This is a genomic window from Mesorhizobium sp. WSM4820, assembly GCF_055811075.1.
The window spans coordinates 1-13166 of sequence record NZ_JBVVQN010000013.1 but is presented as its reverse complement, the minus strand read 5'-3'; the positions used below and the strand labels follow the sequence as shown (position 1 = coordinate 13166).

General features: G+C 63.4%; 12 protein-coding genes. 6 read left to right on the top strand and 6 right to left on the bottom strand.

The features are described from left to right. Window positions 1–274: 274 nt before the first annotated feature. Complete coding sequence (locus tag AC0L2R_RS20760) at window positions 275–2326, top strand: elongation factor G (RefSeq protein WP_473511235.1); 2052 nt, start codon at window positions 275–277, stop codon at window positions 2324–2326. A 755-nt stretch (window positions 2327–3081) separates the two neighbouring features. Beyond that, window positions 3082–3582, top strand: coding sequence for a methyltransferase family protein (locus AC0L2R_RS20755; protein WP_473511234.1), 501 nt, complete (start codon window positions 3082–3084; stop codon window positions 3580–3582). A gap of 45 nt (window positions 3583–3627) precedes the next feature. On the opposite strand, the gene AC0L2R_RS20750 is transcribed toward AC0L2R_RS20755, so the two are convergent. Together AC0L2R_RS20750 and trxB are read right to left on the bottom strand one after the other, a co-directional pair. Continuing rightward, window positions 3628–4524: a LysR family transcriptional regulator gene (locus tag AC0L2R_RS20750; protein WP_023799796.1), complete on the bottom strand. Its 897-nt coding sequence runs from the start codon at window positions 4522–4524 to the stop codon at window positions 3628–3630. Between the two features lie 72 nt (window positions 4525–4596). Then, entirely contained in the window at window positions 4597–5571 is a 975-nt protein-coding gene (gene trxB / locus AC0L2R_RS20745; protein ID WP_473511232.1) for a thioredoxin-disulfide reductase, read from the bottom strand. A 256-nt stretch (window positions 5572–5827) separates the two neighbouring features. Between trxB and AC0L2R_RS20740 the strand changes: the two genes are divergently transcribed. Then, entirely contained in the window at window positions 5828–6313 is a 486-nt protein-coding gene (locus AC0L2R_RS20740; protein WP_128186463.1) for an Lrp/AsnC family transcriptional regulator, read from the top strand. Here the strand turns inward: AC0L2R_RS20740 and AC0L2R_RS20735 are convergent. The 4 genes from AC0L2R_RS20735 to AC0L2R_RS20720 form a co-directional block, all read right to left on the bottom strand. Then, entirely contained in the window at window positions 6294–6974 is a 681-nt protein-coding gene (locus AC0L2R_RS20735; protein WP_473511230.1) for a D-glycero-alpha-D-manno-heptose-1,7-bisphosphate 7-phosphatase, read from the bottom strand. The genes AC0L2R_RS20740 and AC0L2R_RS20735 overlap by 20 nt on opposite strands. Next, window positions 6967–7539, bottom strand: coding sequence for a D-sedoheptulose-7-phosphate isomerase (locus tag AC0L2R_RS20730; RefSeq protein WP_473511228.1), 573 nt, complete (start codon window positions 7537–7539; stop codon window positions 6967–6969). The genes AC0L2R_RS20735 and AC0L2R_RS20730 overlap by 8 nt, the downstream gene beginning before the upstream one ends. 7 nt (window positions 7540–7546) lie before the next feature. Further along, window positions 7547–9037, bottom strand: coding sequence for a D-glycero-beta-D-manno-heptose-7-phosphate kinase (rfaE1, locus tag AC0L2R_RS20725; RefSeq protein WP_473511226.1), 1491 nt, complete (start codon window positions 9035–9037; stop codon window positions 7547–7549). Window positions 9038–9191: 154 nt separating this feature from the next. Further along, a complete protein-coding gene (locus tag AC0L2R_RS20720) occupies window positions 9192–9824 on the bottom strand; it encodes a LysE family translocator (RefSeq protein WP_473511224.1) in 633 nt (210 codons plus the stop codon). Window positions 9825–9990: 166 nt separating this feature from the next. Here AC0L2R_RS20720 and rfaD point away from each other — a divergent pair, with 166 nt between their 5' ends. From rfaD to waaC, 3 genes are read left to right on the top strand one after another with little or no spacing between them, the layout of a single operon-like run. Next, entirely contained in the window at window positions 9991–10938 is a 948-nt protein-coding gene (gene rfaD, locus AC0L2R_RS20715) for an ADP-glyceromanno-heptose 6-epimerase (RefSeq protein ID WP_473511223.1), read from the top strand. Next, window positions 10914–11921 (top strand): lipopolysaccharide heptosyltransferase II, encoded by a 1008-nt coding sequence (waaF, locus tag AC0L2R_RS20710; protein WP_473511221.1) that lies wholly within the window; start codon window positions 10914–10916, stop codon window positions 11919–11921. The genes rfaD and waaF overlap by 25 nt, the downstream gene beginning before the upstream one ends. Further along, window positions 11918–12907 carry a lipopolysaccharide heptosyltransferase I gene (gene waaC, locus AC0L2R_RS20705; protein WP_473511219.1) on the top strand — a complete coding sequence of 330 codons (990 nt, stop codon included), beginning with the start codon at window positions 11918–11920 and terminating at the stop codon, window positions 12905–12907. Before waaF ends, waaC begins: the two co-directional genes overlap by 4 nt. Window positions 12908–13166: the final 259 nt, after the last annotated feature.

Sequence of the window (13166 nt, the reverse complement as noted above, 5' to 3'; positions counted from 1 at the left end):
TCATGGCGCAACCGCTTTTGCTGCCGTTCGGCGACCTGTCACGGCATTGACGGAAAGCCCAGACCCGCGATCGACGCTTCGCCGATCATGGCTCAACATCCGCGACATCAGGCGATCCCCCGATTCTCAAGTCACCCGATTCTCAAATCACTTGCCCTCCCGCCTAACCCGTGGGACGATGCCTTTGGGTAGGCGGCAAACTGAAAAAGCCCCGCCCGCGACGGTCGACAGGCCGGCCGCCGCTCCCAGGGAAACGCCTGAGTGGAGGTCAGTCATGGGAACTCGCGCCGGAGGACGACGCACGGGACCGAAATGCATTGCCATCGTCGGTCCCTTTGCAAGCGGTAAGACGACACTTCTCGAAGCCATATTGGCCCGTACGGGCGCCATCCCCCGCCAGAATCCGGTCTCCTCGGGAAACACAGTTTCCGATCATTCGCCCGAGGCACGCGCCCACGCCATGAGCGTTGAGGCGACGTTTGCCACCACCGACTTCATGGGCGAGCAACTCACCTTCGTCGATTGTCCCGGCTCCATCGAATTCTCCTTCGAGGCAGAGCCGGTTCTGGCCGCCTGCGACATCGCCGTGGTCGTCGCCGAAGCCGACGAGAAGAAGATCCCTGCCCTGCAGCTGATCATGCGCAAGCTCGATGATCTCGGCGTGCCGCGCATCATGTTCCTCAACAAGGTCGACAAGGCGATATCAGGCGTGCGCGACACGCTGAAGATGTTGCAGCCGGCGAGCTCGGTGCCTTTGCTGCTGCGCCAGATCCCGCTGCGCAAGGACGGCGTGGTGATCGGCTCGATCGATCTGGCGCTGGAGCGCGCCTACATCTATCGCGAATATGCCGAAAGCGAAGTCGCCCAGATCCCCAGCGACGACAAGGCGCGCGAGCTCGAAGCGCGCTTTTCCATGCTGGAGACGCTCGCCGACCATGATGATCAACTGATGGAGCAGCTGCTCGACGAGATCGAGCCGCCCAAGGACGCCGTCTTCGACGACCTGGCCGCCGACTTGCGCGATGGTGCCGTGACGCCGGTGCTGATCGGCACCGCCGAGAAGGGCAATGGTGTGCTGCGGCTGCTAAAAACGATCCGCCACGACGCGCCTGATGTTGAAGCAACACACAAGCGCCTCGACGCACCAGACGGCAATGCGACCGTGGTCCAGGTGATGAAGACCATCCACACCGCGCATGGCGGCAAGCTGTCGATCTCGCGCATCCTGTCCGGCCAGCTTGCCGACGCCTCCGAGCTCTTCCTTTCGAACGGCGCGACGGCAAAGGTCTCCGGCATCTACAGAATGCTCGGCAAGGACCAGACCAAGCTCACCTCGGCCCCGGCCGGCGACACCGTCGCGCTCGGCAAGATGGACGAGGTCACGACCGGTCAGACCTTGAGCTCGATCAAGGGCGGCATCAACCCCTTGGTCACGCTGACGCCGCCGCAACCGGTCTTTGCCTTTGCGTTGCGACCGAAGGAACGCAAGGACGAGGTCAAGATGTCGGCGGCCATCCAGCGCCTTGCCGAGGAAGATCCCTCGCTCAGCGTGCGCCACAATCAGGATTCGGCCGAAACCGTGCTGTCGGGCCATGGCGAAATGCATCTGCGTGTCGTGCGCGAGCGGCTGGAGGGCAAGAACCAGATTCCGGTCGAAGGCCATCCGCCGGCCGTGCCTTACCGCGAGACGATCCGCAAAGCGGCGCAGCAGCGTGGCCGTCACAAGAAGCAGTCGGGCGGCCATGGCCAATTCGGCGACGTGGTGATCGAGATCAAGCCGCTGCCGCGCGGCTCCGGTTTCCAGTTCACCGACACCATCACCGGCGGCGCCGTGCCGAAAACCTATATCCAGTCGGTCGAGGCCGGCGTGCGCGATTATCTGAAATCGGGCCCGCTCGGCTTTCCGGTGGTCGACGTCGCCGTCAACCTGTCGGACGGCTCCTATCATTCCGTCGATTCGTCGGACATGGCCTTCCAGATGGCGGCAAAGCTGGCGATGAAGGAAGGCATGGCCGCCTGCTCGCCGGTGCTGCTTGAACCGATCATGAAGGTGGAAATCGTCACGCCGTCCGACGCGACATCGAAAATCATCGCCCTGATCCCGCAGCGGCGCGGCCAAATCCTCGGCTATGATGCGCGGCCCGGCTGGCCGGGATGGGATGTCGTCGAGGCGACCATGCCGCAGGCCGAGATCGGCGATCTGATCATCGAGCTGCGTTCGGCCACCGCGGGCGTGGCCAGCTATCGTGCCAGCTTCGACCATATGGCCGAACTCACCGGCCGCCTGGCCGACGAGGCGTTGAACGCCAATGGCAAGGCTGCCTGACACTTGAACTTGGCGACGGTCAGGCTGCAGAACACAAGGAAACGGCGTCCGGAAATGATCCGGACGCCGTTCTCTTGCGGACCGTCTTCGTGGGAGGCGAAATGGCAGGTCCGCCGCACATGCCGCCAACGCTTGACAGCCTCAGCGGAAGAATAGTTCGGACGCGGTAGCCGCCTGAGCCCGGATCGTCCGAGTGATGCCCCCATCTCCCGCACGAACCACACCGCGTCCTATGATCTGCTTAGTCGATGCTGCGCGCCTGCGACATGTTACCTGAGGTTACATGTCACTGTTACATGACAATTTCGGTCGGCTTTGCGTCAGCGCCGGCAGGGATCGGGAATCAAAAAAGCCGGATCAACGAAGATCCGGCTGAGTTTGATTGGAAGTGCCTGTTAAGGCTAACCTCCAGAGGGGAACACTCGAGGGCGCTAATGGGAGGAGAACGCGCCCAGGAGATGATCCATATATGTGCTCATCATGCCCAAGAAACAAGCATCTATTTTGCAACACTCGCATGCAAAATGACACAGGCTGTGGTCTAAGCCATTGCTTGGCCTCGTAGGACCAGAAGAAATGCGGTGCGCAGCCAGTCAAGAATCACTGCGAAATAGCGAACCAGCACCGATTTTCGGTCCAGAATGCAGAAAACAACGAATGATGGCGAATCAGGCAGCGCGCGTTTATTTTTGCGGCAGCCATTATTTTTGGGGCAGACATGCATCGGCCCGAAAATCGCGACCAAGGAAGCCCCGATGAGGACCCGTCAGGCGATCGCCGGCAGCGCGCTGTTCTTCATCGCAGCGCCCGGTGTGGTCGCGGGATTGCTGCCCTGGCTGTTGACCGATCGCTATCGCATGCCATGGTCGACCCTGCCCGGCCTGGTCCCGGTCGGCTGGGTCCTGATTGTCGTTGCAACGGCCTTGCTGCTTCATGCCTTTGCCCGTTTTGCTCTCGAAGGCCGAGGCACGCCCGCTCCGGTCGCCCCAACCGATCGACTGGTTGTCGGCGGCATCTACCGCCATGTCCGCAACCCGATGTATGTGGCTGTGCTGGCGATCATCCTTGGCCAGGCGCTGCTGTTTTCGAGCGCGGCTCTCGTCGCCTATGCCGCTATCGCCGCCGTCGCCATGGTCTCGTTCGTGAAGTTCCATGAGGAACCGACGCTTGCCCGCCGCTATGGCGCCGAGTACGAGGCCTACCGCCATGCCGTTCCAGGCTGGCTCCCCCGCCTGACGCCATGGCGCGGCCAGTAGGAGTGGATCGTCCGCAATGCATGGTGGTAAGGGATGTGCAGAGGTTTAGAATGACCAACTACGCGCCTTGGCGATGATGAAATCGCGGAAGACGTGCAGCTTCGCCTGGTTCTTCATCGCATCGGGATAGGCGAAATAGGTGTCGAAGGACGGCACTTCGGTCTCCGGCAGCAACTGCACCAGGCCTGAATCCTTGCTGACCACATAGTCGGGCAGCATGGCGATGCCGGCGCCACCCTGGACCGCGCGCTTGATCGACAATATGTCGTTGATCTGCAGCGTCGGCACCCTTTGCCCGCCTTCGAAATCGCCGACCGTTTCCAGCCAGTTCAATTCCGACAGATGCGCCGGCACCGGCACGCCGAAGGTGACGATGCGATGGCTCTTCAGCTCGGCGATCGACGCCGGCTTGCCGTATTTGTTGACGTAGGAAGGGGCGGCGTAGAGATGGAAATGCACCGTGAACAGGCGGCGCTGGATGAGATCGGGCTGCTGCGGCTGGCGCAGCCGGATCGCGCAGTCCGCCCGGCGCATGGTGAGATCGAGTTCCTCGTTCGCCAGGATCAGCTGCAGGCTGATCTCGGGATAGAGCTCGATGAATTCCTGCACGCGCTCGGTCAGCCAGCCGGCACCGAGCCCCACTGTGGTCGTCACCCTGAGCACGCCGGAAGGCCGATCCTTGGCCTCGGTCAGCCGCGACTTGATCGTCTCCAGCTTCATCAGCACGTCATGCGCCGTGCGGAACAGCATCTCACCCTGCTCGGTCAGCACCAGGCCGCGGGCATGGCGATTGAACAGCGGCACGCCGACATCATGTTCGAGCGCGCTGACCTGCCGCGAGATCGCCGATTGCGACAGATGCAGTGTCTCGGCGGCGTGGGTGAACGACCCAGCTTCCGCCGCAGCGTGAAACACGCGTAGCTTGTCCCAGTCCAACGCCATGATGCCCCCATTCTGTTTTCTGGCGTCTGAATGAAAAATCAGGCTTTTGCACGGCTTTTCTCGGCCGCTTGTTTACTCCGCCGCTTCGCGGTGAACTTCGATCCCGGCGAGGTACTTTTCCGCCTCGAGCGCGGCCATGCAGCCGAGCCCCGCCGCCGTCACCGCCTGGCGGTAGATGTCGTCGGTCACGTCGCCGGCGGCGAACACGCCCGGCACGTCGGTGCAGGTCGAATCCGGCGCCGTCCACAGATAGCCGTTCGGCTTCTGCTTCAGCTTGCCGGCGAACAGCTCGACCGCCGGCGCATGGCCGATCGCCACGAACACGCCGTCGACCATCAGATGCATCTCCTGGCCAGTCACCAGATTGCGCAGCTTCAGTCCTTCCACCGACGGCGGCAGCGGCATCTTGCCGGCCTGACCGGTGATCTCGTCGACGACGGTGTCCCAGATAACGCGGACATTGTCCTTCTTGAACAGCCGCTCGCTGAGGATGCGCTCGGCGCGGAAGTCGCTGCGTCGGTGGATGACCGTCACGCTCTTGGCCAGGTTGGAAAGGTAAAGCGCCTCCTCCACCGCCGAATTGCCGCCGCCGATCACCGCGACATCCTTGCCGCGATAGAAGAAGCCGTCGCAGGTGGCGCAGGCCGACACGCCGAAGCCCATAAAAGTCTGTTCGCTCGGGATGCCCAGCCATTTCGCCTGCGCACCGGTGGCGATAATCAGCGCGTCGGCGGTATAGGTAGCGCCGGAATCGCCTTTGGCACGGAACGGCCGCACATTGAGGTCGACCTCGGTGATGATGTCGTTGATGACGTCGGTGCCGACATGCTCGGCCTGTTTCAGCATTTGCTCCATCAGCCACGGACCCTGGATCGGATCGGCGAAGCCCGGATAGTTTTCGACATCGGTGGTGATCATCAACTGGCCGCCCTGCTGCAGGCCGGCGACCAGCATCGGCTTCAGCATGGCGCGGGCGGCGTAAATCGCCGCCGTATAGCCGGCGGGACCGGAGCCGATGATGAGAACGGGTGCGTGCTTGGACGTCATATCAGGGCTTTCACAACAACCGGACGCGAATGAAGCGTCCGGCACAGGGATCGATTTCGGCCCTAATCTAGGTGTTGCGGGCGACGCCAGCAAGACGACCTCGCCTTCGTCCCCGGAAAGCTTCCCCGCAAACAGACGATCCATGAACATCTTGCGCGGGCGACTGTGCCAAAATCAGCGACTGAAGGGATGGAATGGACACCAAAGTCGTTTACAAAATCACGAAAGATTCTTGCGTGAAGCGCCGAAGGTATCCATGCCGCTCAAAGCCGATCTCGATGCCATTGACTGGAAGATCCTGCGCGAGCTTCAGCACGACGGGCGCATGACCAATGTCGAATTGTCCGGCCGCGTCGGCATTTCGGCGCCGCCATGCCTGCGTCGCGTCAGGCGGCTGGAAGAGACCGGCATCATCCGCGGCTATCGCGCCTTGCTCAATGCGCCGGCGCTCGGCCTGGACGTCGTCGCCTTTTGCCTCATCGGCCTGCATCACCAGGCCGACGCGGAGCTGAAAACCTTCGCCGAACGCACCCGCGGCTGGCCGATCGTTCGCGACGCCTGGATGGTGTCGGGCGAATCCGACTTCTTGCTGCATTGCGTGGCGAGCGACCTCGGCGCCTTTCAGACCTTCGTCATCGAGGAACTGGCCTCGGCGCCGAATGTCGACACGGTGCGGACGGCACTGACCATCCGTCGCGTCAAGGACGAGGGCCTGGTGGCTTTCAGCGAAGTGAGACCTTAATCCGGCCGAGCTCGGCGATGGCGTCGCAGAGTTTGCTGTGATCGTTATCGGTCGTCAGGTTACGCATCCTGGACGCACCTTCGCCGGAAGTCCGATTGGATCTGCCGTTCACCAGCCAACCCTCGCAGAGCCCGGCTCGCCGTCCGGCTTCCATGTCATCGGCCTTATCGCCGACGATGATCGATCGGCTGATATCCACGCACAGCAGATCGCGGGCGCGCAGAAGCATGCCCGGATTGGGCTTGCGCATCGGATGATCAGCTGCTGCCAGCTCGCCCGTCCCGCTCGAATGGTAGGCGCAGGCGAGCATCAGATCGATCCGGCAATTCTGCGCTTCGAGAAGCGCCAGCAGCCGGGCATTGACCGCGGCGAACTCCGGCCAGCCGAAATAGCCGCGGGCTATGCCTGATTGATTGGAGACCACGATTGCCGGAACGCCGGCGATGTTGGCCGTTCGGATCACCGGCAGCATCTGCGGCCGCAGCACGATGTCAGCCGGATCGCTGGGGTAGCCGCTATCGACATTGATGGTGCCGTCGCGGTCGAGGAACAGCGCCGGCGTGCCAGCTGGAAAAGCGGAGCTGCCGACCCGCTCGACCCACAGGCCCGGCGCTTCGAGCGGGTAATGATCAGACCTCACGACCGGGCCGATGTCAGCCATCACAGAGGCGCGCTTCGACCATTTCGCACAGATGATGATAGAGACACAGATGCCCCTGCTGGATGATCGGCGTCGAGGTCGAGGGCACGTTGAGCAGTATATCGGAGAGCGGCTTGAGCTTGCCGCCGCTGTCGCCGGTCAGGCTGATCACCGTCATGTCCATCATGCGCGCCTGTTCGGCGGCGGCGAGGATACTGGGCGAGTTGCCGCTGGTCGAGATGGCGAGCAGCACGGCGCCCGCGGCACCATGCGCCTCGACCTGGCGTGAAAACACCGTATCGAAGCCGTAATCATTGCCCCAGGCGGTCAGCACCGCCGCATTGGCCGGCAGCGCGATGACGTTGTAGGCCTTGCGCTCCTTCAGGAAGCGGCCGACCAGTTCGCCGGCGATATGGATGGCGTCGCTGGCCGAGCCGCCATTGCCGCAGATCAGCAGCGCCTTGCCCTGCGAAAGCGCGGCCACGACGGTGGCAACCGCCCGCTCCATCTCGCTGGTGAGGTCGCGCTCGACCATTGCGGTGATCGCGGCCGCCGAGCGGACCAGATAGTCGTTCAGTTCGGACATGAAAACCTCAGTTTGTGCTGCCGGCGCGCAACTTGCCGATGGTGCCGGTGGTGCTCTTGCCGGCGACGAGATCGACCAGCACGACGCGGCCGCCCGCCTTTTGCACGATTTCGGCGCCGACCACCTGATCGATCGTATAGTCGGCGCCCTTGACCAGTATGTCGGGCTTCAGCGCCTCGATCAGCGCGAGCGGCGTGTCTTCCTCAAAGACGACGACGGCATCGACCGAGGCAAGCGCCGCCAGCACGCAGGCCCGGTCATGCTCGTCGTTGACCGGGCGCCCCGGCCCTTTCAGCCGGCGCACCGAGGCATCGCTGTTGAGGCCGAGAACCAGCCGGTCGCACTGGCTGCGCGCCGCGTGCAAAAGGCTGACATGGCCGGCATGAAGGATATCGAAGCAGCCATTGGTGAAGCCGACGCTCAGGCCTTCGTCCTTCCACGTCGCCACCAGCCGTGCGGCGGCAGTGGCATCGAGAATTGCATCCTTGTGGGCAACCGATCCATGCGAGCGAAACAGCGCGCCGGTGAGTTCCTCGACCGTCAGCCGTGCGGTGCCGCGTTTTCCCACCACCACGCCAGCCGCCGCGTTTGCGATGGCCGCGGCAATGACGCGGTCGGCACCCGCAGCCAGAGCCAACGCAAACGTAGCGATGACCGTGTCGCCGGCGCCGGAAACGTCGAACACTTCTCGCGCCTGCGTGGCGATGTGGCGGGCATCGTCGGCGTCGACGACGCTCATGCCCTTTTCGCTGCGCGTCGCGACGACGAACTCGAAGCCATGTGCCGAGATCAGCGCACGCGCCGCGGCGACGATCTCGTCATCGGCAAACACCGCGCGTCCGACCGCCTCGCCAAGTTCCTTGCGATTGGGGGTGATCGCCGTCGCCCCGCAATAGCAAGCATAGTCGCGGCCCTTGGGATCGACCAGCACCGGCTTTCCCGCCTCGCGGCAGATCGAGATCAGCTCGCCGGCGACGCCGTCGAGCAACATGCCCTTGCCGTAGTCGGACAGGATGACGATGTCGGCTTGCGCGAGCCCGGCCCGGAACAGCCGGATCAGCGTTGCCCGCTCGGCGTCGCCCAGCGGCTTGATTTCCTCTTCGTCGAAGCGCAGCACCTGCTGGTTGAGCGCGCTGAAGCGGCTTTTCGACGAGGTCATCCGGTTGGCGTCCTGCGCGAGACCGCCAGTGTCGACGCCAAGCTCGGTGAGCATGCGCATGAGATTGTCGCCGGCCGGATCGGCGCCGATCACCGAAACCGGTATTGCGACGCCGCCGAGCGAGACGATGTTGGCGACGACATTGCCGGCGCCACCCATTGCCGAGGTTTCGCCACGCCCGCGCAGCACCGGAATGGGCGCTTCAGGCGAAATCCGCTCGATGACGCCGTTGACGAAACGGTCGAGGATGAAGTCGCCGACCACCAGCACGGTGACGTTGCCGAACCGCGAGATGGCGCGGTGAAGCGGTTCGGGAGAAGGCAGGTATTGCTCGCTCATGTCATCTTTCGACGTGCAATGAGAGCCGGTCCCGATGCTCATGAAAACGCTGGACTGGCAGGGCTGGTCGTTCATGGCGAAGCCGATATACCGCAATTCGGCTCAGCGCAACGGCAGGCGCCGAACCGACCACAGCCAACGCCGGTTTGGCGGATCAACTTTTCTGCAAAGCCACATGAACACCCAATCCGACCAGCACCGCGCCGCCCGCACGCCGCATCAGGCGTTGCGCGTGGCTCGAGCGCCGCAGCCTGGTGATCAGCGCACCAGCCAGCACCACGCACATGACATCCGCCGAGGAGAACATCAGATTGACGATCGTTCCGAGGACGAGGAATTGCAGCCAGACGGGAAACGTCGCCGATGCGTCGATGAATTGCGGCAGGAACGCCATGAAGAAGATTGCAGTTTTTGGATTGAGCACCTCGACGGTGATGCTCTCGAAAAAGGCGCGGCGGGCGGATTTCGGCTCGATGCTTGAGATAACAGCATCGTCTTGCGCCCTGGCGCGGAACAGCGACACACCCAGCCAGATCAGATAGAGCGCGCCGGCCAGCTTGACCGCCATGTAGAGCGTCGGCACGGCATGGAAAAGCACGGACAGTCCTGCAGCGGCAGCGACGACGTGCACATAGCCGCCAAGATGGATACCCAACGCCGCCGTCAGGCCGGACCAGCGGCCGCGCGCCATGGTTTGCGCAGCAGCGTAAAGCATCGCCGGACCGGGGATGTAGGCAAAGATCGCCGTGGTGGCGAAAAAGGCGATAAGCAGTTCGGTCGACGGCATTACGCTTGCTCCTGTCGTGCTTCGCCGGTGGATTGCCGACTGAAGCGAAAGCTGTGCGGCGGCACTGAGGTCTGCAGCCAACCGCCGGATTGCGACCTGCTTTATCGACAGCCCCGCAAGCCTCCCCTATAAGGGCCGGAATCGGCACAAGATACCAGAGGCTTTCATGATCATCGTCACGGGCGGCGCCGGCATGATCGGCTCAAACATAGTCGCCGCGCTCAATGCCGAAGGGATCAGCGACATTCTCGTCGTCGACGACCTGACCGACGGCCACAAGATCGCCAATCTCGCCGACCTGCAGATCGCCGATTATCTCGACAAGGACGATTTCCTGCCGCGGATGGAGGCCGGCGACCTCGGCCGCATCGAGGCCGTTTTCCACCAGGGCGCCTGTTCGACCACCACCGAGTGGAACGGCAAGTTCATGATGGAAGTGAACTACGCCTATTCGAAGCGGCTGCTGCATGCCTGCCTGGCGCTGCGGCTGCCTTTCCTCTATGCCTCCTCGGCTTCCGTCTATGGCGGCGGCGCCGAGTTTCGCGAGGAGCCGGACTGCGAGCGCCCGCTCAATGTCTATGCCTATTCAAAGAAGCTGTTCGACGACTATGTCCGCCGCACCGTCTTCGAAACCGACCATTCGCCGGTGGCAGGCCTGCGTTACTTCAACGTCTATGGGCCACGCGAGGCGCACAAGGGCGCCATGGCCTCGGTCGCCTACCATCTGTTCAACCAGGTCGAGCAAGGCCACAACCCAAAGCTGTTCGGCGCCTATGACGGTTTCGGACCTGGCGAGCAGAGCCGCGACTTCATCCATGTCGGCGACGTTGCCGATATCAATCTATGGTTGTGGAAACGCGGATCGAGCGGCATCTTCAACTGCGGCACCGGCCGTGCCCAGCCGTTCCGCGCCATTGCCGAGACTGTGATCGGCGCGCTCGGCAAAGGCGAGATCGAGTTCATCGACTTCCCCGATCACCTCAAGGGCAGCTACCAGAGTTTTACGCAAGCTGACATGTCCCGGTTGCGCGCCGCCGGTTACAATGGTCAGTTTCGCACAGTGGAAACCGGCGTCAGAGACTATGTCGAATGGCTGAAAGCCCAACGATCCTAGTGATCGGCCCACGCTGGGTGGGCGACATGGTGATGGCGCAGTGCCTGTTCTCGGCGCTGGGAGAGCTTCACCCGAACGCCGCAATCGACGTGCTGGCGCCGGCATGGGCGGCGCCGCTGGTCAAGCGGATGCCCGAAATACGCCGGCAGGTCGATCTGCCGCTGAAATCCGGAGCGCTGGAATTCCGCATCCGAAGGCGTTTTGGCCGCCTGCTGCGCGGCCACTACGACATCGCCTATGTCATGCCTGGAAGCTGGAAGTCGGCGCTGGTCCCGTTCTTTGCCCGCATTCCGCGCCGTGTCGGCTACCTCAAGGAAATGCGCTACGGGCTGCTGACCGATATCGTTGCCTTGCCCGACGATTTGAAACGGCGCACGGCGCAGGCCTATTTCGGCCTCGCGCAAGGCGGCACGTTCCGTGCCCCCAAGCTCGCCGTCGACACGAAGAACCAGGCGGCATTGCTGGGCCGCTTCGGGCTGGAGGCGAAAAAATTCGTCGCGCTGATGCCGGGCGCCGAGTTCGGGCCGGCCAAACGCTGGCCGAGCGAACGCTATGCCGGCCTTGCCCTCGACATGATGGAAAAAGGTTTTGCGGTCGCGCTGTTCGGGTCGAAGAACGACGCCGACGTAACGGCGGAAATCGCCACGCTTGCCCCGGGCGCTGTCGATCTCGCCGGCCAGACGCGGCTCGAGGACGCCATCGACCTGATCGCCGCGGCCAGGCTTGCGGTGTCGAACGACAGTGGGCTGATGCATGTTGCCGCCGCGGTCGGCACGCCGATCGTAGCCGTCTACGGCTCGACCTCGCCGCACAATACGCCGCCGCTCGCCGAGCAGCGCGAACTGGTCTGGCTCGGCCTGTCCTGTTCGCCCTGCCACCGGAAAATCTGCCCGCTCGGCCACCTCAACTGCCTGAACACGCTTGAGGTGGCACAGGTCGCGGCAGCAGTGGAACGGCTGCTGGAAATGCCGGCCGCCGCATGAGGGTGCTGATCGTCAAGACATCTTCGATGGGTGACGTCATCCACAGCTTTCCAGCCGTCGAAGATGCGCGCCGCAACCGGCCGGACGTGTCGTTCGACTGGTGTGTGGAAGAGGCTTTTGCCGGCATCGTGGCGTTGCATCCGGCGATCGCAACCATCCACACCGTGGCAATCCGGCGCTGGCGCACAAGCCCGCTCGTCCCCAGCACATGGCGCGAGGCAGCGGGATTGCGCCGCGCCTTGCGGGATTGCCGCTACGATCTCGTCATCGACGCGCAAGGATTGCTGAAGTCGGCCGTGGTGGCGAAACAGGCCGTGGCGCCGATCGCCGGCTTCGACCGGTCGAGCGCTCGCGAGCCTTCGGCGACCGTGTTCTACGACCGCCGCTACGCTGTGCCGCGCGACCTTCACGCCATCGAACGCACAAGGCGGCTGTTCGGGCTGGCGCTCGGCTATGAACCGGACGTTTCCGGGCTCGAGTCCGGCATCGTGCCGCCGGCCGTCGGGTCGAATTTTGTCGGCGGAAAAACCGCCTTCCTGCTGCACGGCACCAGCCGCGAGGACAAGAAGTGGCCGGTCGGCAACTGGATCGAGACGGCCCGGCTTCTCGTGGAAAGAGGAATGACGCCGGTCACCACCTGGTCGAACGACAGGGAAAAGGCGGTTGCCGAGGCGATTGCCCAGGCTGTTCCACAGACCGTGCTGGTGCCGAAATCACCGCTTGCCGAGATCGCCGCGATCATCGGCCGGTCGGTGTTGATCGTCGGCGCCGATACCGGCCTTACCCACCTCGCCAGTGCCTTCGGCCTGCCGACCGTCGCGGTGTTTGTGGCGACAGAACCCGGCCTGACCGGCCCGCGCGGGCCGTTCTCGTCAACGCTGCTGGCCGCGCCCGGCGCTCGTGTCGGGCCGGAGGAGGTGGTGGCGGAGACAGAGAGGCTGCTTGAGCGCCAAGCGCTTAGTCGGGCCGGCGCCGGCAAGAATTGATTTGTGCAAATCAATTCAATCGGAAAGGTCGGCGCCGCCCTCTTCCCTTCTCCCCTTGTGGGAGAAGGTGGATTGGCGCGCAGCGCCAAGACGGTTGAGGGGTGCTGGCCGGAGTGCTGTTGGTGCCAAGCTGGAACACCCCTCATCCGACCTCGCTTCGCGAGGCCACCTTCTCCCACAAGGAGGGCTTTGCACGGGGGCCGAAGTTTGGCGCAGATGGCGCATGGGGCGTTTTTTGAAACGCAATCAGGCCACATTG